This window comes from Fulvivirga marina (genome assembly GCF_016775155.1).
GTDB classification, from domain to species: domain Bacteria; phylum Bacteroidota; class Bacteroidia; order Cytophagales; family Cyclobacteriaceae; genus Fulvivirga; species Fulvivirga marina.
This window is the reverse complement of sequence record NZ_JAEUGD010000058.1, coordinates 330688-352150: the sequence shown is the minus strand read 5'-3', so window position 1 is coordinate 352150 and position 21463 is coordinate 330688. Positions and strand designations below refer to the sequence as shown.

15 protein-coding genes are annotated in these 21463 nt (G+C 38.3%); 7 read left to right on the top strand and 8 right to left on the bottom strand.

Annotation, left to right across the window (positions count from 1 at the left end; genetic code table 11):
• Nucleotides 1–19: 19 nt before the first annotated feature.
• Nucleotides 20–880, bottom strand: coding sequence for an SDR family oxidoreductase (locus tag JMN32_RS17860; protein WP_202857719.1), 861 nt, complete (start codon nt 878–880; stop codon nt 20–22).
• 109 nt (nt 881–989) lie between these two features.
• Here JMN32_RS17860 and JMN32_RS17855 point away from each other — a divergent pair, with 109 nt between their 5' ends.
• Nucleotides 990–1934, top strand: a complete 945-nt coding sequence (locus JMN32_RS17855; protein ID WP_238354530.1) for an OmpA family protein — start codon at nt 990–992, stop codon at nt 1932–1934.
• Between the two features lie 37 nt (nt 1935–1971).
• Here JMN32_RS17855 and JMN32_RS17850 read toward each other — a convergent pair whose 3' ends face one another.
• A complete protein-coding gene (locus tag JMN32_RS17850; RefSeq protein ID WP_202857718.1) occupies nt 1972–2679 on the bottom strand; it encodes a hypothetical protein in 708 nt (235 codons plus the stop codon).
• A gap of 79 nt (nt 2680–2758) precedes the next feature.
• Nucleotides 2759–4723, bottom strand: coding sequence for a T9SS type A sorting domain-containing protein (locus tag JMN32_RS17845; protein ID WP_202857717.1), 1965 nt, complete (start codon nt 4721–4723; stop codon nt 2759–2761).
• A 540-nt stretch (nt 4724–5263) separates the two neighbouring features.
• On the opposite strand from JMN32_RS17845, the gene JMN32_RS17840 reads away from it, so the two are divergent.
• Nucleotides 5264–7378 carry an ATP-binding protein gene (locus JMN32_RS17840; protein ID WP_202857716.1) on the top strand — a complete coding sequence of 705 codons (2115 nt, stop codon included), beginning with the start codon at nt 5264–5266 and terminating at the stop codon, nt 7376–7378.
• Between the two features lie 69 nt (nt 7379–7447).
• The gene (locus tag JMN32_RS17835) at nt 7448–7768 is read left to right on the top strand and encodes a hypothetical protein (RefSeq protein WP_202857715.1); all 321 of its coding nucleotides are present in this window, start codon (nt 7448–7450) and stop codon (nt 7766–7768) included.
• A 68-nt stretch (nt 7769–7836) separates the two neighbouring features.
• Here the strand turns inward: JMN32_RS17835 and JMN32_RS17830 are convergent, their stop codons facing one another.
• The 3 genes from JMN32_RS17830 to JMN32_RS17820 form a co-directional block, all read right to left on the bottom strand.
• Nucleotides 7837–8979 carry a cystathionine gamma-synthase gene (locus JMN32_RS17830; RefSeq protein WP_202857714.1) on the bottom strand — a complete coding sequence of 381 codons (1143 nt, stop codon included), beginning with the start codon at nt 8977–8979 and terminating at the stop codon, nt 7837–7839.
• 131 nt (nt 8980–9110) lie between these two features.
• Complete coding sequence (locus tag JMN32_RS17825) at nt 9111–9494, bottom strand: hypothetical protein (RefSeq protein ID WP_202857713.1); 384 nt, start codon at nt 9492–9494, stop codon at nt 9111–9113.
• A gap of 1 nt (nt 9495) precedes the next feature.
• Nucleotides 9496–10119 (bottom strand): ParA family protein, encoded by a 624-nt coding sequence (locus JMN32_RS17820; RefSeq protein WP_202857712.1) that lies wholly within the window; start codon nt 10117–10119, stop codon nt 9496–9498.
• 113 nt (nt 10120–10232) lie between these two features.
• On the opposite strand from JMN32_RS17820, the gene JMN32_RS17815 reads away from it, so the two are divergent.
• Both JMN32_RS17815 and JMN32_RS17810 read left to right on the top strand, forming a co-directional pair.
• A complete protein-coding gene (locus JMN32_RS17815; RefSeq protein WP_202857711.1) occupies nt 10233–12650 on the top strand; it encodes a penicillin acylase family protein in 2418 nt (805 codons plus the stop codon).
• 27 nt (nt 12651–12677) lie between these two features.
• A complete protein-coding gene (locus JMN32_RS17810) occupies nt 12678–13043 on the top strand; it encodes an arsenate reductase family protein (protein ID WP_202857710.1) in 366 nt (121 codons plus the stop codon).
• 135 nt (nt 13044–13178) lie between these two features.
• On the opposite strand, the gene JMN32_RS17805 is transcribed toward JMN32_RS17810, so the two are convergent.
• Together JMN32_RS17805 and JMN32_RS17800 are read right to left on the bottom strand one after the other, a co-directional pair.
• A complete protein-coding gene (locus JMN32_RS17805) occupies nt 13179–14486 on the bottom strand; it encodes a dihydrolipoamide acetyltransferase family protein (RefSeq protein WP_202857709.1) in 1308 nt (435 codons plus the stop codon).
• Nucleotides 14487–14541: 55 nt separating this feature from the next.
• Nucleotides 14542–15807 (bottom strand): competence/damage-inducible protein A, encoded by a 1266-nt coding sequence (locus JMN32_RS17800; RefSeq protein WP_202857708.1) that lies wholly within the window; start codon nt 15805–15807, stop codon nt 14542–14544.
• 139 nt (nt 15808–15946) lie between these two features.
• On the opposite strand from JMN32_RS17800, the gene JMN32_RS17795 reads away from it, so the two are divergent.
• Together JMN32_RS17795 and JMN32_RS17790 are read left to right on the top strand one after the other, a co-directional pair.
• On the top strand, nt 15947–16666 hold the full coding sequence (locus JMN32_RS17795) for a DUF4197 domain-containing protein (protein ID WP_238354529.1): 720 nt from the start codon (nt 15947–15949) through the stop codon (nt 16664–16666).
• Between the two features lie 586 nt (nt 16667–17252).
• Nucleotides 17253–21434 carry a T9SS type A sorting domain-containing protein gene (locus JMN32_RS17790; protein ID WP_202857707.1) on the top strand — a complete coding sequence of 1394 codons (4182 nt, stop codon included), beginning with the start codon at nt 17253–17255 and terminating at the stop codon, nt 21432–21434.
• Nucleotides 21435–21463 lie beyond the last annotated feature (29 nt).

The following is a 21463-nucleotide window of genomic DNA, read 5'->3' as shown; positions in this document are numbered from 1 at the left end:
TTCCTCTATTTCGAAAGTGTTATTTTTTGCTTCTCATTTTTTCAAGTTGATCCCACATTTCATTGGGTACTTCTTCTAACGTATTGAATTCGCCAGCTCCTTTGATCCATTCACCCCCATCAATAGTCACTACTTCTCCATTGACATATGACGAGTAATCCGACATGAGATAGGCTGCAAGGTTAGCAAGTTCCTGATGTTCTCCGAAGCGGCCAAGAGGGATTCTTTTTAAAGGATCAATCTTTTCAGCAACTTCACCAGGGAAAAGCCTTTTCCATGCACCTTCCGTTGGGAATGGTCCAGGAGCAATGGCATTTGAGCGGATCTTGTATTTTGCCCATTCAGCAGCAAGAGAGCGAGTCAGTGCCAATACACCAGCTTTAGCACATGAAGAAGGAACTACAAAGCCTGAGCCTGTCCAGGCATACGTGGTTACTATATTCAGGAAAGTTCCAGGTTGTTTCTTATTGATCCAGTTTTTGCCAGTAGCAAGTGTGAAATTGTAAGTTCCCCTTAGTACTATATCCACCACAATATCAAAAGCTCGGTGAGAAAGCCTTTCAGTAGGGCTAATGAAATTTCCTGCAGCATTATTCAATACGCCATGAACTTGCCCAAATTCTTTTTCAGCTATTTGCAGTACATCTTCAATTTCTTCATACTTCCTGATATCACATGCAATGGGTAAGACCTTACCTCCAGTTTCCTGTTCAAGTTCTTTAGCAGCTTTTTCAAGTACATCCATTTTTCTGCTGGATATCACCAAGTTAGCCCCCAGCTCAAGAAAATATTTACCCATAGATCGTCCTAGACCTGTTCCTCCTCCGGTTACTATTATTGTTTTACCCTTTAAAGCATTTTCTTTGAGCATTCCTTCCATAGCATATATATTTTTGATAAGATCTTAAAGATAGAGATTCCTGAAAAAATATAAATAGATTTGAAATTATATCCTCAGATTATTTGAGCTAACAGAAATATAGTAAACAATGATGAAATATTTAGTAGCATTTTTTATTCTGATTATGGTCTCAGCCTGTGTAACTCAGAAGAAATATGACGACTTGCTGTCGGAGAAGATTCAACTCGAATCGGATTTGGCCAATTGTAAAGATAGTCTTGAATCTGCCGATGGCTCTTTGAAGAGGTTAGATAAAAGTGTTAATAAACTAAGGACAGATACAACAGTACTTGGGCAGAAAATTAGACAAACTGAAAGTGTTTTATCTGGTTTGAACAGGGAGCATGATCAGCTGGAAACATATTATAACAATCTATTAAACAACAGTGGTAAATTGACCCGAGATCTGGCACAACAGCAGGAACGCTTACTTGCTTTGAAGGAAAACCTTGAGCAAACCAAAAGGGTTAATGAAAGCTTGAGTACAGACTTGTCAGAAAGAGAACGAAAAGTAAAAGAACTGGAATCAATTCTGAAAAATAAGGATAAAGCGGTTCAGGAGCTAAAAAAGAAAATTACCAGTGCACTCTTAAGCTTTAAAGAAAATGACCTTACAGTAGAGGTTAAAAATGGGAAAGTATATGTTTCGCTGGCTGAACAATTATTGTTCCAGTCAGGAAGTACCGTTATAGATAAGAAAGGAGTGATGGCGCTTCAGCAGCTAGCTAAAGCATTAAAAGATCAGAACGATATACATATTATGGTAGAAGGACATACTGATGATGTTCCTATCTCCAGAACAAGTCAGTATATGAAGGATAATTGGGATTTAAGTGTTTTGAGGGCTACATCGATAATTAGAATTTTAACTGAGGCGGGAGTGGCATCAAATCAGGTAACAGCAGCAGGAAGAGGTGAGTTTTCACCTGTAGGAATTAATGATGATGCTCAAGGAAGACAAAAGAATCGCCGGACTGAAATAATTATAACTCCTGATCTTGATGAGCTCTTTAGGATATTGGAAACTAACTAGGTTAATAAAAGAGGGGCAATTTGAGCCCCTCTATTTTTTAATTGTTTCGTCTTACAAAAGTACCGTTGTTATGGCTACGTCCATGCTCAGATCTGCCGTTATATTTTCTATGTCCATTACCGTGCCCGCGTTCGTTGTAGCTCTTTTCTTCGTGATAGGAGCCTCTTCTTTCTCTGTAGTGATCATTATTTGATCGGGAGTCGTATCGTCCAGAACGGTAATTTTCGTGCTTGTGATATGAATCGCCTTTGTATACAACATGAGTTTTATGTTTATGACTCTTTCCGTGCCCGTGCCCATGTCCGTGTCCATGCCCATGCCCATGCCCATTAGGACGGTTTACATATACTACGTGATTGTGTCCATGGTGACTGTGGCTATTACAGTTTCTGTAATGCGAGCGATAGTAACTGTTATGATATCCGCAATGGTTACTGCAAACATGTTCGTACAAAGGGTAGTAGTCATGATGGGCACTTCTAATGATGTGCCCATCATGCCTTACATTAACCTCAACAAAGATATCACCTCTTTGGAGAATAACATCGAAGAATAACCCGCCACCTCTTCTTATCTGGGTTGCGTGTACTACATCGTACCCGTAATAATCATGACTGATAACTCTTGTTACGCGAACGGGTACATCCCAGCTATGAGTAACTCCAAACGATGCTGTAAAGTGTTGTGCCTCGCCCTTCAATGAAACCACAACAATGAATGTTAAAATTAGTAATATCTTTTTCATGGCACTTAATTTTTGGTTATGTCAGTGAATTATCAAGGATAGTGCCAATTTTTAGTTAATGATTATAAATTACTGATAATCAATTAATTGATGGTGTGTTTTTAAGGATGATTAATTTTTGAGTTCGAAGAGTTTCATTATTACTGATTTGAAGAAAATAAACTCCAGCGGGAATTCCATAGGTGTCGAGTATGGTTTTTCTCGTTTCACTTTTAGGGATGTAGTACTTTCTAACTGTTTTGCCTGAAGTATTTGTAAGCATAAGGCTGGATGCATCGCTTTTACTTTCGTAAATAAAGTAATTGCCGGTGATTGGGTTTGGGTATACCTTGGAGTCGCAGTTGCTCCTTATATTCTTTAGAGTGATGATTTTAGATGGATCCTGTTTGCCGTCAAGATCAATACTTTGCAATTGATAATATAGTTTGCCACAAGGTGCATTTTCAATAGTATAGCTATAATAATTAACCTCTTGTTGTTTTAATTTTTTTGGTACTTCACCTATTTTGTACATAGACTTGGTACTACCTATTCCTTGATAGATTTCAAAATGGCTGTTGTTAATTTCTTCAGATGTTTCCCAATAAAGAGTAACTCTGTCATTTGCCATGGAAGCAGTGAAGTCAAGTAAATTGATAGGCAATGGACCATTAGAGTAGATTAATGTGATTTCATAGGATATGCCTTGGTCAAGTTCATTCCTGTCCCCATAAGCTGTAGCAGTTACCGTATGTTCTCCAAGGGTGGGGACATATGATTTGTGGTTATTATTTCCTATTGAGTAATTGGTGTTTATTTTATCCTCATTTAGGGAGATGAAGTTGTGGTTGTCATTAAGGCTGAACCTTACACTTGCTCTTGAGTTTAGATTACTTGTGGTTGCAACTATATCCAGAAGGGTGGCATCGTAGCTATCAAGATTTACCACTTGGTTATTAGTTATTGGTCCCAGGTCCGTATTTCCATTGTATAGCCGGAGTTCAGTGATTGAAGGAGAAGACCCAATACTACTGAGCACAGTATACTGCACCTGATCACTATTTATATTACCTTCATCATCTGTTACCGTGAGTTCAATAGTGTAGATGCCAGGGGAACTGAAGTTTGCGGTAATATCAGGTTGTCCGCTATTAAGCGTTGGGACAGGACCACTAATGTCCCAGTTGTACGTTTCTATGGTCCCGTTTGGATCATAGGCAAAGCTTCTTATGGTTAAGGAGTGTGATGGACTTACAAACGTTTTGTTGGGTCCAATATGAACTAATGGAGTATAATCAGTAGATATATTCCTTTTTAATGCCAGTAACCATTCATAAATGTTGTAGCCACTAGTAAGGTTGTAAACCTGGTCCCAACCATTGTGTCCTTTCGATGTGAGGATGGTTATGTGTGCAGGAATATATGGCTTATCATTACAACTATTCATCTCATCTATAATAGTTTGAGAGCCTTTGCGGTCAGTTCCCCCTGTAGGAGGGATCGTTCCGTCTACCTCACCATGGAAGGCCCATACTGCTAGCTCATCAAGTGTACAGATGTTTTCTATAGGAGCATTGCCACTAAAGGGTACAATACCAGCCATCCTGTCTGGGTAGGCCAATACGTAGTCCCATAAACCTTTAGCGCCAAGGCTTATGCCGCTACCAAATATCCTACTTTCATCTATATTGTAGTTGCTGATGATATGATCAATAACATTATTGATCATATCTGTATTCCATTCATACTCATTATTATCTGAATTACTACAGCTCCCCTCCTTTTTTACATGTGGAGCAACTATGATCATAGGAATGTCATTAAAAAAATTGTTATCTCTTATAGCACCCGGCAACCCTTTCCCCCGGGAACAAGATATATCCGGGCCGATGGCCTGAGCTCCGTGCAGGTATACCAAAAGTGGATAAGCCTGAGAATCATTATAGCTAGGGGGAGTGAAGATGAGGTATTCTACTGTGTCTGCAGACCCAACACCCATAGTTATGGCATAGGACGAAATGTATGCCAGGGTTAATAGTATGGTTAATTTAACAAATAACTGCATAATCGTAGTTGATTCATTTTTATAGGTTGATTATGCCAATGTTTAAGTAAGGTTGTTGAAAGTTTACCTGCTATAAGGTTAGTAAATGTAACTAATTTAATATGAAAAAAAGGTTTTATTTCGGGTTATCGCTTTGCGTTAAATGCATTTTTGCTTTTAAATATATACTAAAATAATTTTTGTGATTATTTAGAAATAACTTATATGATTGAGCTTTTGTTCCATATTTTTGAGGAATGTATCTTCTTCATTTATAGTATGTTATTGGTGTTGTATTAGTTGTGCGATATAGATTCTATGAGCATTTGATATAAATGAGAAGAAAAGAGTAGAGAAAGAGAATTTAGAGAGATAAAATATATATTGCACCTCTTGAATTTAATAAGTGTAGTTATTGTAATATTTTTGATAAAAAATGAATAAAATCTAATGACTTTAGATTTTTCACGTATTTTCTTGAATAAATATTCAGAACTAAGCACAACCTTTTTTATATTTAAAATAGCGCTAACCTTTGTGCAGAGTTGGTTTTTTTGTTCGATGAAGAGACTTATCATTATTATAGCCCTTTCTTTGTCATCCATTCCCAGCGTGGTTGGTCAGAATATTTCACAAATTGACAGTCTCTATTCTGCACTAAAAAGAGTAAAGGGAGTTGAACAAATAGATATCTATAATGCCCTTGCCTGGGAGTATAGAAAGTCGCACCCGGATAGCACCGTTTACTTCAGCAATAAAGCTATTGGTTTAACTAAAATATTAAAGTTTGAAGGGAAAATAGCTAAGTCTCTTAACTACATCGGTGTAGCTTACCATTACAAAGGAGATCAAGTTAAATCTTTCGATTATTACAACCTTGCAGTAGAGGCTGCCATCAGACATAATGATTCATCGCAATATGCGCACTCACTCAATAACCTTGGTCGCTTGTTTTCAACCCAAGGTGATTTTGTTAAATCATATGATTATTATTTTACTGCTCTCGAAATATTCGAAAGACTAAATGATAAGGAGGGGCTAAGTTATTGTTATAAGAGTTTGTCAGAGCTTTATCAGACGCAGAATAACTATAAAAAAGCATTGGAAATGTCGCAGAAGGCACTTGAAATAAGGCTTGGGACAGATAATATTCCCGGACAGGTTTCCATGTTGTTGGAGATGGCTCAAATTCAAGAGCATAATAAAAATTACGAAAAAGCTTTTGATTATTACCTTCAGGCAAAGGTAAAAGCAGAGTCCATTGATGACTTTATAAATATTGCCAATATAAACATTGGGATATCTCATCTTTATTACATTCAACATAAGTTTCCGGAAGCTTTAATTTTTGCCCAAAAGGCTTCAAATATGGCAGGGAATACAGGTAACCTTAACCTTTTGAGTAGAATTGATACCCAGCTTGGTAAAGTATATTTTATTGAAGAGAATTTCGACAAGGCAAGGCATTACTTTAGCAAGGTGCTGGAAACGGCTTCAAGATCCCGGGAACTGATGATTCAATTGGATGCTTATTATTACCTGGCGGAGATTTGTGAACAAAAGGGTGACGTTAATTGCGCCTATGAAAATTTTCAGCGGTATGCAGAAGTAAAGCAGGCATTGAATAATGCAGAGATGGCTCGCGCAATAGAGCGGTCAGAAGCGAGGCTGGAAATAGAGAAAAGGGATAAGGAGAATGAGTTATTACTTGCCAATCAGGCAAGGGATCAGGCAGTGATTGACCGGCAGCGAACTTATAATGTAACACTGGTAGTAATCGTTGTTGCTATCTTTGCTCTTGTCATCAATTTATGGGTTACAAGTAGAAAGAGACGGAGGGCTAATGAGAAGTTGCATCAAAAAAATATTCATATAGCCAGGCAGCAAGAGGAGATCCGCGAGCAGAATGATATGATTAATGCTCAAAACAAAGTTTTGCATAAGCATAATCAGGATTTGGCTGAGCTTAATAATGAGAAAGATACATTGATGAATATTGTGGCTCATGACCTTAAATCTCCATTTAATAGAATTAAGGGAATAGGAGAGTTGCTTTTACTTTCAGGTCTTACTGCGGAGCAAAGAAATTATGTGAAATTGTTAAAGAGTATTTCGCAGAGCGGTATTGATCTGATAAGAGATTTGCTTGATGTTAATGCTTTTGAGTTTGATAAACGAAAACCGGAGATATCAAAAGTTGATATATATAGCCTTCTTCTGGATAAGGTGAAAGGTTTTTATGCCGATGCTAAGTCAAAGCAGATAGAACTGCGCCTGGAAGGTGGTGAATCGCAAATATTCATCAATTCAGATAAAGTTTATTTGTCAAGAGTTCTGGATAACTTGATCTCCAATGCTATTAAATTTTCGGACCCGGGTAACCCTGTTATTTTAAGTGTGGGTAGAACTGAAAATTATACATTTATTTCTGTTAAGGATTTTGGGCAGGGGTTTACCGAGGAAGATAAACAGAATATTTATAAGAAATTCACAAAGCTTAGCGCTCAACCTACTGCAGGGGAAAGTTCCAATGGCCTTGGACTTGCGATTGTAAAAACCTTGGTTGATAGACTGGAGGCAGAAATTGAGTTAAAAACTGAAATAGATAAGGGGAGCGAGTTTATCATAAAATTTCCTTCAAAAATTACTGTTCCTTTAGATAAGATTACTTTATAATTTTTTAAGCCTTGTTAAACCTTTTTGCTTTCTAAGCATCAAAGGAATATTAACTTAAATGTTACAATTATGAAAAAAGTAATTTTATTCTCCTCAGTATTTATGCTGTTTCATTTTGCCGTTATTGCTCAAACTAGTACAGGTAGAGTGAATAACAGGCAGATGGTTCAACAAACAAGAATAGCTGAAGGAAGAGCTTCAGGTGAGTTAACAAGGGGAGAAGTTAGAACTCTTAAGGCAGAACAACGGCATATTAGGAAGGTGGAGAGGCGAGTAAAGGCAGATGGAGTAGTAACCACTGAAGAGAAGCTAAGACTTCATAGTATGCAAAATAGGGCTAACCGTAACATACGCAAACAGAAGAATGATTCTCAAGGTAGACTAGACTAGATACTTATTGAGTTAGTAAAAACTCTCTTAACCTCTTCAATACGGTTAAGAGAGTTTTTAAGTAATAACTACTTTTCTAAGGCAGCTTTGAGGTCGGCAATAAGGTCATCAGCATCTTCAATACCAACACTCAACCTAATTAGCGAATCGAGCAATCCGATTTTGATCCTTTCTTCTCTCGGAATACTTGCATGAGTCATGGTAGCAGGGTGGTTAACCAATGATTCTACTCCTCCCAAAGATTCTGCAAGAGTAAAGTAATGAAAGCTTTCCAGGATTTTAAACGCCTCTTCTTTACTGTCTCCTTTTAGCGTGAAAGAAATCATCCCTCCAAAATCGCGCATTTGTTCTTTTGCTATTTGGTGATTAGGATGATTTTCCAAACCGGGCCAGTAAAGCTTATCTACTCGGGGGTGATCTTTTAAGAAATCAGCGATTTTTCGACCATTTTCTGAATGTCTCTGCATTCTAAGGTGCAAAGTTTTTATTCCGCGAAGTACAAGGAAACAATCCTGAGGGCCGGGAGTTGCTCCACTACTGTTCTGGATAAAGGCCAGATCGTCATTTAATTTTTGATCTTTAACTACAAGAGCTCCCATAACTACGTCAGAGTGGCCACCCAGATACTTTGTTACTGAATGCATAACAATATCAGCACCTAAATCTAATGGATTTTGTAAATAAGGTGTTGCGAAAGTATTATCAACTGCCAGTAATGTGTTGTGCTTTTTTGCAATTTCAGAGGCACCCTTTATATCAATGATATTCATCATTGGGTTGGTAGGTGTTTCCAGCCAAATCAATTTTGTGTTACTATTGATGTGTTCTTCAATTTCACTAACATTTTCCATACCTACGAAATGGAATTTTATTCCAAACTTGGAAAATATCTTTGTGAATAACCTGTAGGTTCCTCCATAAAGGTCATTAGCAGCGACAACTTCATCACCTGGGTTTAATAGCTTTATAACTGCGTCAATCGCAGCAAGACCAGAGGAAAAACATAGGCCGTATTTTCCGTTTTCCAACTCTGCAAGACTTTTTTGTAGGGCATCACGTGTTGGGTTTTGTGTTCTTGAATACTCATAGCCTTTGTGATCTCCCGGGGAGGCTTGAACATAAGTTGAGGTTTGATAAACCGGTGTCATAATAGCGCCAGTTGTAGGGTCCGGCTCTACTCCGGCGTGTATGGCTTTGGTTCCAAATTTCATATGAATAGTGATTTTAGGTTTTCTAAACTTAGTATTTATAATGTATTGGGTTGCTAAAATAGGTCATTAATAGGACAAGCTATTCCTATACAGCATAAATTTTCAGGATTGTAAGGGCAGGACGAAAATGGTTATTTAGTTTGCCAGTAATTCTTTATATTCTCTTTCCAGTTAGCTTTGTCATTAATATAAAGCAATGTATTAATAAGCATTTTATCTTCAGCGGTCGAGTGTTCCAGGCTTTCAAGAGCCTTGCGAATGATCTCATAGAGAGAGGGCCTGAAAGTATCACCTTCTTTGTTGGCAAGAGCATGTAGTTCTGCAATAATATCCTCTTTTGAGACTTGCTCTTTCATTGCTTTTAACGCGGGTTTAGCAGTCGGGGATTCTTCTTCTTGTTTATCAGAATCTTTCTTTCTTTTTTTTGGGCTGATCTCTTCAGGGTTGACAAAAGAAGTGGATTCCTGCTTAAGAAATGCATCAATATCCTTCAAAGGGTTTTTTCTCTTTGCCATTTTATAGTTGTTTTATTATCGCATTGGCTATTTTAAGATACTCTTTTTCTGCCAAAATTGTACTGAAATTGACGAATAGATTCTTTTGAGGAACAGCAATTTCCAATATATGTGCATCCAGGTTGTTCAAAGCCTCTTGTATAGTCTTGTGTTTTGTTAGGCTATGGATCCGGTTAGGAAGTACCATTATCTTCAGGTTCTTGTTAAGTTCTTTTGCAGGAGAAAGGTCAGCCACTGTTTGATAGGTTACTAACAGGTCATTTTGAGTTAAACTTGTAGGCACTATCACTGCGTCACTTACCAGGCAAAGCTTTTTGATGCCCTCGTCTGTAGGTTTACCAGCACTGTCTACAATAATGTAATCGAAGTCATTTTGGGAACGTAACGTTTCAATTTCTTCCGCGATACGGTAATCTTCAGAGCCCATAAGCTCAAATAATGATTTTTCTTTGGCCCCGGCTTTGTAAACCTCCATTTTACGTAAAGTATTCAGAGTGTAGTTTGTGTCGGTTTCAACCAGAGCAGTCTTGTGGCCCAGGCTATGGAGCATTGTTGATAAATTAATGGCATTTGTGGTTTTGCCGGTACCCCCTTTTCTGCTGATAAATGATATTACTTTTGTCATCGCATTAAAAATATAAATAGCGTATCTCAAAAACAAATCATCACTCTTAATAGCAGCAGGATTACTGCTGGTTTATGGAAATTTGTATATTGGTGCCCCCTAAACAAGGTATTATGAAAGTAGTAAAATATATTTTTGGCGTACTTGCCAGTTTAATCGTACTTATTGCAGTTTTTCTTTTGTTTTACTTCAATCACCAAAAGCCTGAATATCAAGGTGAATATGAGTTTGAAGCATTGGAGAAACCCGTTAAGGTTTATTTTGATACATATGGTACCCCACATATTTATGCAGCTAATAATAGGGATGCTTATAAAGCTTTAGGCTATGTACATGCGCAGGATCGCCTTTGGCAAATGGAATTGATGAGGAGAGTAGCTTCAGGGAGACTTGCCGAGATTTTTGGTAAAAAACTGCTTGAAACAGACAAGTTTTTTCGTACGGTAGGGATCCATGAGTACTCCAAGAAAAATGTGGCAGAACTAAAAGAGAGGAAAGGTAAAATATTACCCCTGGCTGAGGCTTACCTTGAGGGAATCAATGAATTTCTTGAAGGAGGAAAAACTCCCATAGAGTTTGCCGTTTTAGGAATCGATAAAGTTCCTTTTACGCTTGAAGATATCTATAATATTGCTGGTTATATGTCCTTTAGTTTTGCTAATGCACAGAAAACGGATCCGGTAGTAACAGCATTTGCTAATATGGGGGTGTCATATCTAAAAGCATTTGATCTTGATTCCACGGTTGACTCAGAGAAAATTAAAAGTTATACAGGCGGCTCTGATTATGTGGCTATTGCAGGTCATGTAAATGATGTGCTCAATCAAATGCCTCTGGCTCCATTTATAGGGAGTAATAGTTGGGTGTTATCCCCAGAAAAGTCAGAAACTGGTAGGGTTGTGTTAAGTAATGATCCGCATATTGGATTTTCACAGCCAGCCGTATGGTATGAGGCCCATCTTTCAACACCAGATATTAATTATTTTGGATATCACATTGCTGGGGTACCATTTGCATTCCTTATTCACAATGATTCTGTCGCTAATGGGTTGACGATGTTTGAAAATGATGACATGGATTTTTATAGGGAAAGGGTAAATAAAGAGCAGAGTGACCAATATTGGGCAATTGATCATTGGGAAAACTTTGAGGTACGAAAAGAACTCATAAAGGTTAAGGATACAATCGATATGGAAATAGAAGTGAGGAGTTCAAGGCATGGGCCGGTGATTAATGATGTAGTGGCTGGAGTATCGAAAGATCAACCAATTGCAATGTGGTGGGTTTACTATCAGTTTTCTAATCATCTGCTAGATGCAGCTCACGAAATGGCCATTGCAAAGAATATTGATGATATGCGAGCTGCTGGTGCTAAGATACATGCTCCAGGTCTTAACTTAATGTATGGGGATGCCCAGGGAAATATAGCTTGGTGGGCAGTGGGGCGATTACCTAAGCGCCCTGCGCATGTGAATTCCAAAACTATTCTAGATGGTTCTACAGGTAAGGATGACCCGCTGGGGTACTATAATTTTGAAGCAAATCCTCAAGCTGAAAACCCACCATGGGGTTATGTGTATAGTGCTAATAACCAATCTATAATGAATGTTAAAGGAAGGAATATATTATACCCTGGTTATTATCTTCCTGATACACGTGCAGCCAGAATTGTGGAAGTGTTAGAGGGCGAAAGAAGAATTTCCAGAAGTGAGCTGAAGTCCTTGTTTATGGATTCTAAATATATGGGTATACAACCCATGAAAGAGTTGTTGGTGAGCGAGTTGATTCAGTCGGATTTTAATGAAAAGGAAAGAGAGGCGCTAGAGCATTTTTCGAGCTGGAGTGGTTATCATGATCTCGAAACACTAGGAGCTGCTATTTTTTATCCTTGGATGATTAATATCTATGAGCTGGCAATGAAAGATGATTTGGAAAAGGCTTTTGAAGGTCGAGGTGACAAACTGTTTAATTCATTTATGTCAACTTATCTGATGAAAAGAAGCATGCCGGTTTTTATTTCGGCTAAAGAATCTCCCTGGTGGGATAATGCTCTTACTGAAGACGTGGTTGAAGATAGAAAAGATGTAGTGACGGTTGCATTTAGGGAGACGGTAAAGTATCTGTCAGAGAGGTTCGGTGATAAGCCTGAAAATTGGACATGGGGTCAGGTTCATACTGTAGAACATAATCATCCTTTAGGAGCTGTTAATCTACTGAAGCCTATTTTTAATGTGGGTCCGTTTCATCTTAGTGGGTCTGAAATGGTTGTGAATAACTTGGGATTCCCTTATAATAAGGAGAAATTATTTAACACAAGTTTTGGTCCCTCAACACGAAGAATAATCGATTTTTCGGAGATAGATAATAGTGAAAGTATATTGCCAACAGGACAGTCGGGGGTGCCTTTTAGTAAGTATTACGACGATCAGACTCAAATGTACATTGAAGGTAAATGGAGACCTGTATACTTGTCGGAAGAGAAGATTAAAGCCAACTCAACAGTTTTGATACTGAGACCTAAGAAAAAATAAACGAGGAGAATAAATATAAATAAAGGAATGACGAAAAAAGTATATTACCTCTCTACTTGTGATACATGTAAACGTATAATCAAAGAGTTAGGTATAGGTGAAGATTTTGAATATCAGGATATAAAAAAAGAAAAAATCACGGAAGCGCAGATTGAAGAAATGAAGGTTCTATCAGGCTCTTATGAGTCATTGTTTAGTAAGGTAGCCAGAAAGTATAAAGAGTTGAATTTAAAAGAAAAGAGCTTGCGTGAAGATGATTACAAGCAATATATTCTGGATGAGTATACATTTCTGAAAAGACCTGTCTTCATCATAGGTGATCATATTTTTGTTGGCAATTCAAAAAAGAATGTGGAGGCGGTGAAAGCCCATATTTCAGGCGACCAAAAATAGTGAAGAAAAAGAGGTTGTATCAAAGGAATAAACGTATTCGGGGGCTATCTGAGAAAAATCTCATATACAAAAAAAATGAGGCCGTTTAAATTACTTTTGAAACGGCCTCAGTTTTTTGGAATATCCAGCTAAAGCTTATATGCTAGCGTCCATATCAAATTTCTCAAGATAGTCAGCAACTCTTCTTACCACCATGCCTCCCAGAGAACCATCAACCACTCTGTGATCATAGCTATGAGACAAGAACATCTTGTGTCTTATTGCAATAGCATCACCATTAGGAGTTTCAATTACGGCAGGTTTTTTTACGATAGCACCTAATGCCATAATACCCACCTGAGGCTGCATGATTATTGGCGTACCCATTACATTGCCAAATGAACCAACGTTCGATATCGTAAATGTTCCACCAGATAATTCATCAGGAGTAAGCTTGTTTTCACGTGCTCTTCGAGCAAGGTCATTTACCTTCTTAGCAAGTCCTGTAATATTATATTGATCCGCATTCCTGATTACCGGTACAATCAGGTTGCCACTTGGTAGTGCTACAGCCATACCAATGTTAATATCCCTCTTTTTAATAATCCTGTCACCGTCAACCTGAACGTTGATCATAGGATAATCTTTAATTGCTTTAGCAACGGCTTCAATGAAGATTGGAGTAAAAGTGAGGTTGTCGCCCTCTCTTTGTTTGAATTCGTTTTTCTTTCTGTTTCTCCAGAACACAACGTTTGTTACATCGGCTTCAACAAATGAGGTGACATGGGGCGATATGCGTTTGGAATCAACCATTCGGTCGGCAATCATTTTACGCATGCGGTCCATCTCAATGATCTCGTCGCCAGCACTAATGGAAACATTGACTTTTTGAGGAGGCCTTGAAGTTGCTGTTTCAGCGACAGTCTGAACTTGAGTCTGCTCTTGCTGAGCAGGCTCTGACCCTCTGGTTTTAACGTAAGAAAGGATGTCGTTTTTTGTGACCCTTCCTTCTTTACCAGTACCAGGAACTCTTTCAAGTTCAGTCATCGTAATACCCTCTTCTTTAGCGATATTTTTAACAAGTGGAGAATAGAACCTGCCGGAAACAGGTTCCGCCATTTTTATAGCACCATTGGATGAGTGCGAATCAGCAGTAACGGGTTCAGCTTTAGGTTTTTCCTCTTTGGTTGCAGGAGCGGATTCTGATGGTGCAGATTCGTCACCTTCTGTTGCAATAATGGCAATAGGTTTACCTACCTCTACAACATCACCATCCTTTGCCAAAATTTCTTTAAGCACACCGGCATGAGTTGATGGTACTTCAGTATCTACTTTATCAGTAGCTACTTCAAGTACGGATTCATCTTGTTCAATGGTGTCACCTTCCTGCTTGAGCCATGTAAGCACAGTGGCTTCCATAATACTTTCGCCCATTTTGGGCATAATTAGTTCTACTAGTGCCATTTATCTTGTTAGGTTTCGACTTTCCGTCCTTAAAATTAACCGCAAATTTAGCATTTTACTGCTTTATCTCAATCGATTTCGATAAACTTATCCTGATCAGGTTTAATAATGCCACTGCAGTAGCCTGTATGTTGATTTCTCTGTCTTTCCATAACTGTAATTTACGAGTTATTGTTTGTTCCCCATCAGCATAAGCGATCCAGACTGTACCTACTGGTTTATCTGGAGAACCACCTCCCGGACCAGCTATTCCACTAGTGGCAACCCCTATATCGGCATTAAACTTTTTTCGTACTAGGTTAGCCATTTCGTATACCGTTTGCTCACTTACCGCTCCATGATCCAGTAGGGTCTGTTCGCTTACTCCTAAGATGTTAATTTTTAAACTATTGTGATATGGAACAACTGAGCCTTGATAATACTCAGAGCTGCCAGCTACGCGGGTGATCTTGTGAGACACATAGCCACCCGTACAGCTTTCTGCAAGGGCAATTGTTTTGCTTTGATCGAAAAGCATTTTGCCAACAACTTCTTCAATTTGATCATTGTCATAGCCGTAGATGTATTTACCTACATATGTTCTCAAACTTTCGATTAACTCGTCAACCTCAGTTATTAATTCATCAATATTGTCCCCAATTGCAGTTAATCTTAGTTTTACCTGTCCCATGCTGGGGAGGTAGGCCAATTTTATATGGGAAGGTAGGCTGTTTTCCCAGTCCCTTATCATTTCAGCTAACCATGATTCACCAATTCCAATAGTCTTTACTATTTTGTGAAATATTATATCTGTTTGAAAAATTTGTTGAAGTTGAGGGATAACGGTATCAACCATCATTTTTTTCATCTCGTGAGGTACTCCTGGCATAGATACAAAGACCTTCCCATTTCTTTCAAACCACATCCCGGGAGCTGAACCCAGTTTATTGCTTATCATATCGCAGCATACAGGTAAAGCGGCTTGCATTTTATTAACTTCTGTTAACTCCAGTCCCTTGCTCTTGAAAAGGCTAGATACTTCTTGAAGAGCAGCTTCGTTCATGGCTATTTCGCAACTGAAGTGTTCTGCTAAACACGGTTTGGTTAGATCATCATTCGTAGGGCCCAGACCTCCGGTTATCAGTACAATGTCCGCTCTGGCTTCTGCTTCTTTTAATGCAGTTAAAATGTCTTCTCTGGAGTCACTGACTGTAGTCTTTCTAATGGTTTTAATTCCAACTTTATCGAGCTCAGCACTCATCCATTGAGAGTTTGTGTCCAGTAGTTGACCATAAAGTATCTCATCTCCAATGGTCAGTATCTCAGCTTTTGATTTACTCATAAAGTGTTTAACGGGAGTTTGCTTATTTGTTTACTAAAATAGGTAAAAATGAATGAAGGGGTTGCGAAAGCTGGGCATGTTAGCATTTTATTAACGAATATCTTTTCTTAAATTGGGTTTAAAACTAACTAAAACCACATTGAAAAAATTTATAATAACTACCGTTCTGGCTGCAATGTTCGTGGCTTGTACTTCGTCCCAAATAAATAAAACGATTGGAGATATAAATAAGGCCTTGGGAGAGGAGTCACTCTCTACAGATCAGGTTGTGGCTGGTCTTAAGGAAGCCTTGATAAAAGGAATAACTACGGGTTCATCAGAAGCTTCTAAAGTTGATGGCTATTTTAAAAACCCTAAGATCAAAATCCCTTTCCCTCCGGATGTGCAACGGGTCGAAGAAAAACTCCGACAGATTGGTTTAGGGAGTGAGGTGGATAAGTTTGTTATGACGCTGAATAGAGGGGCTGAGGATGCTGCTAAGGAAGCTAAACCAATCTTTGTAAACGCCATAAAATCAATGACCATCCAGGATGCATGGGGGATATTAAAAGGGGAGGAAAATGCTGCCACACAGTATTTAATCAGAACTACATCATCTCAGTTGAAAGCAAAATTTAAGCCTGTCATTAAAAACTCACTGGATAAAGTAAATGCAACCAAGTATTATGGAGATATAGTAACTACCTATAATAAAGTGCCTTTCGTTGAAAAGGTAAATCCGGACCTTGATGACTACGCTACCGATAAAGCCATAGAAGGGTTATTCTTACTTATAGCCCAGGAAGAGGGGAAGATCCGTAAGGATCCATTGTCGAGAACTACTGAGTTGTTGAAAAAAGTTTTTGCTGCTCAGGATTAAGTCGTAATTACACTTGTAAAACAAACGTACCTAGGGAATAGGCTGGTGTACGTTTGATATATCACATCGCGTACTATTTATATTTTTGTTAATAATATTAATATAATATTACGTCCTGTCTTTTGTTATTGATATTGCTTATTGCTCTGATTTTTAGCGTGTTAAGTAATTACTGTGCTGAGTTTTTGGACGCTAGAGGCATTTTGAGGGAGCTTACGTGGGGTTACCTTTGAAGTGTTAAGGCTTATAAAATGTATGGAATTAAGTTGATACTCTTATATCAAAATAAATTCCATAATAAAATTATTACATTTGTTTTTCAGGAAAACCGACTGAAACCCATGCAGATTGCTTTTGAAAAGATCAATAAAAATTCATTGGTGGCTTTAACCTTAATTTATTGTAATTTCCTAATGCAGTGATGATGGAGGTTAGAAATCTAACGCATCTATTACAAGCGTAGGTTTGTCAAAGGGCGATAGGTATGGGGACGGTGCCGTAGTTTCTGATAATCTTTTAATGCTATAGAATCATATCCCTGAAGGGAAAATAGCAACAAACGTTCAATTAATTAAGAAATAAAGAAATGATAAAATTTTCATTGCTCTTGAGTTTTTGCTTTTTAATTTTTTTTAAAGCCTTTGCAGGTGCGCCAGTTGTAAGTTCAACGACACCATCGGAGGGAGCGAAAATACCGGTAAGAGCAAATGAAATAACAATAACCTATGATCAGTTCCTGAGGAACTTGGACGATAGTGATCTTGATGATAATAATGTTGATGCTTTGATCACAGTAACTCGTAATGGGCAGGTTATTAATTCTGGGTTTGATGTGACAATTACTTCTAAAAAAGTGTTTTCTATATCCTTCACCGGGCTTCTCTCTCCAAATGCAAATTATAGCATAACAGTTGATCCGGTGGAAAATGGTTCTGATGAGGCTAGTGCAGTTTTTGCACTCGATTTTACTACAGGGGGCTTAGCTAGTATAGACAATATTACTGCGTCCAACAAAGTATGTGTGGGGGGGACGGCTAATTTGGGTACTATTGTAATCAGGGAAGGGTTTGAAGGAAATTTTTATGGTGAAAACGGACAAAACTCACATCAGGATTTAAAATTGACTTTGCCCAATGGGTTCAGCTTTGATTCGAGTAGTGGTAGTATAACTGTTAATGATGGGGGGGCTTCGAATATAGTTGTTGATGGTACTTCTTTTGGTTATGAAAATTTTGGTGGAGTGGATGTTTTATTTATTGGCTTCAAGCATGGTGATGTTTCAGGCTCTGACTTTTTAGATATAATTAAACTATCAGGAATTAAAGTGAATGTTGCGGGAAATGTTGCTCCTGGTACTTATGATATTACATTAGCGAATGTTGACTTCTCATACCCTGGTCTGGCTGTTAATGACGTTGTCGGTACCATTACGGTTAGAGCGAATGAAACAATAAGTCTCAGTCATAATGGCGCCGGTAATGCATCATCAGTAACCATATGCTCTGGTGATGAAGTGGTTTTTATGCCATCTGGAGGGAATGCACCATATAAGTTTTATAAAGAGGGCAGTGTGACCGAGTTAGCTACTGGGACATCGTATAATACTACTACTTTACAGGATGGAGATAAGATATATGTAGTATCCTCAGGTAGTAATACTACATGTCCGGGCACCAGTTCTAGTGTTACAGTCACTGTTACTTCAAGTACACCTCCTGTTATAACCTTGACTGATCTTGTAACTAGCCAAACCAGTACTGTTCAAGATGGTCAAACATTTGCTATACCAGTTACAGCAGTTGGGATGGGGCTGTCTTCAAATCAGACAGGTGTTTTTTCTGGTATTGGGGTGAGTTCTAATGAGTTTTTGACCAATAATGTAAATAAAAAGCCGGGCCTTTATCAGGTAACTTTTACAAATCAGCAAGACTGCAAACCTGATGTTGTGTTTACTTTTGAGGTTTTTGATAACTCAAGAAACCAAATTTTAGGTCTTCAAAATAATGGGATTTGCTACGATGCAATGAACCCTATTTCAATTGGATGGTTAGGGGAAGGTGTTGAAGGTAATTTGGTGAGTATTAGTTCATTCCCAAATATTCTTACAGGAACTTTAAATGCTGATTATAACGGAGGGCTGTCTAGTGGTTATTTTATTGACCCGAATATGGTCCGTAATGTACTGCAGGTTGGAGACCCAGTAGTAATGAATATTGTGTATCAGGATAATGGTGGTATTAATCAGAGTGTGGAACAAACTATTGATGTTCAAGGGATTCCTGAACTGGAAATTGTGTTGGCCGGAGAGTTGCCTTTGGAAGAAAGTTATTGTGAAAATGCATCTTCTATTAAAATTGTGGGAAACCCTTTAGGTACCAATGATGTAGTAAAAACTTTTAGTATTTTGGACTTAAGCCAATCTACGAATATTAGTGATGCAGTAACTCTAACAGATCTCACTTTATTTTTTAATCCTTCAGATGCACCGAACGGAACATCAGCACAGAATATTCTTACACATAACAATAATAAAGGATACGTACTTGTATATGAATATGTGAGTGAGTATGGTTGTGTTGCAGAGATGACTGATACAATACAAGTTGTGCCTTTGCCTGAGCCTCTTTCACCCAATCCTTTACAATTTGATTTTTGCATGGGTGATGATATGGGGTTTATAAAAGTGGCTAAACCCGATACGGTAGACATTGCCTGGTATAATAGCCAGGGTTTTTTGTTGGCAGTTGCCGACAGCCTGAACCCAGGGGTTAATACTTCGTTTCCTGATGTTTTTGATTTTTCCGTAAGGCCACAAAACGCTGATATTGGGTGTGTTGGGCCACCCACTGATCTTTCGGTTAGGGTTGGGGAATTTCCTACAGCCGATTTTACATCTTTTAGTAATTGTTCGGTGGATAATAAAGTAACTTTTAATAGTTCGAAGTCCCTTGGGGGATCTGCACTTAAAGATAGCATACAAAGTATTTATTGGAACTTTCATGATCCAGACGTTTTTAACCAGGTTGATGAGGATGAAATAAGTCATGAATTTCCGGGAGGTGGTGTGTATGAGGTATCGCTGGTAGTGGAAACGGCTTTGGGATGTACTGATAGTGTAAGTCAATTTGTGTCTGTATTTGAAATCATGGATGCTGCTATTAATAATAAAGTTTATTTAGAAACATTTAACCTTGGTGGAGGAGGCTGGATATCTACCAGCGAAAACAATAACGCTAATGGGGCAGCGATTAATAGTAGTTGGCAGCTAACCCAGGTAAATGGTAGTCAAGGCTGGGTAACAGCCAATGATTCAACAGGTGTCTTTAACGATAACGAGGATTCTTGGGTTGAAAGCCCATGTTTCAATTTAGATAATTGGGACAAACCTAAAATAGATATGGATATTCGTTATTTTACGGATAGGTTTGAAGGGACGACTTTACAATATACTATTAGTGATAGTGCAGTGGCAAGTCAGGAAATTCAATGGCAGACCTTAGGTCAAATCGATGGAGGGATAAATTGGTTCAATTCAGCAGGAATAGCTGCTGCACCAGGCGGTCAGACTATTGGATGGGAAGGTGGTACCGGAGAATGGAAAAAATCAATAATATCTTTGGATGCTGTTAAGGAAAAAGCTGGGGGTAAGCCAGTGAGGTTTCGTATGGCGTTTGCAAGTTTGGAGCTAGGGGATGGACGGGAGAATAATTATGATGGCTTCGCCTTTGATAATTTTGCTATCTGGGAAAGGAATAGAGTTGTTGTTTTAGAACATTTTACCAATGTAAACGCAGTAGGTAATGAATCAGAGAATCATTATATAAATGATTTTGCAAATGCTCGTCCCTTAGATGCGGTGAAAATTGAATATCATACTTCTTACCCAGCCTCGGATCCCATTTATTTATTGAATAAATCTGATCACAGTGCTCATGCTCTTGAGTACGGAGTGAATGATGTTCCTCGGACCGTCATGGATGGTATATATGGGGTGAAATTTAGAAATGATCCATTCAGTGTAGATGAATGGGGGAAGGCAGAATATGCTAAACGTACTATTATTGATGCACCCTTTAATCTGGTAATTTCAGATACCTTAATTGCCACTGGTTCTAGCCAGGGAAGAGATGATGGAGGTTTGAAAATTGATGTTGAGATCACTAAAAATCCAACGTCCGATACTATTTCTGCTCCACTTGTCTTGGAAATCGGGATACTTCAAAAAAATCTTGAAGCTAATGGTAACACATATCATAATGTGTTAAGAAAGCTTCTGCCGGATGCTTCAGGCACTTACCTTTATGGAGAGTGGTTACCTAATGATTTATCTCGTACAGAAACAGTCACGGAATATTGGACTCCTGATTTTACGTACAATACAACGGATACATTTTTGATCGTGGCTTACATTCATGATACTCACCTATCGAAGACCAGAACTAAAGAGATTTATCAGGGCGCATACAAGCAAATTAAAATATTGCCGCCTAGTGCTGCCATTACAGGTTTGAATGATAATGTGAATGGCCAATTTAAAATTTATCCAAACCCTTCAGAAGGTGATGTGACAATTGAGCTTAGTGAGGCTTTAATTCAGGATAGTCCAATAAAAGTGTATTCTTCTTCTGGATCGCTGGTGTATGAAGGTAATATGATGAAAGGGCTTAGTGCTTATAAAATTCCTTTGGATGGGTACCCTGATGGTCTATACATTGTTTCGTTTTATACTGAAGGGCAAATGATCAAGCGAACCTTGATTTTGCGGTAGGACGAATACGTGTTTTGGGCTAAGGGGGG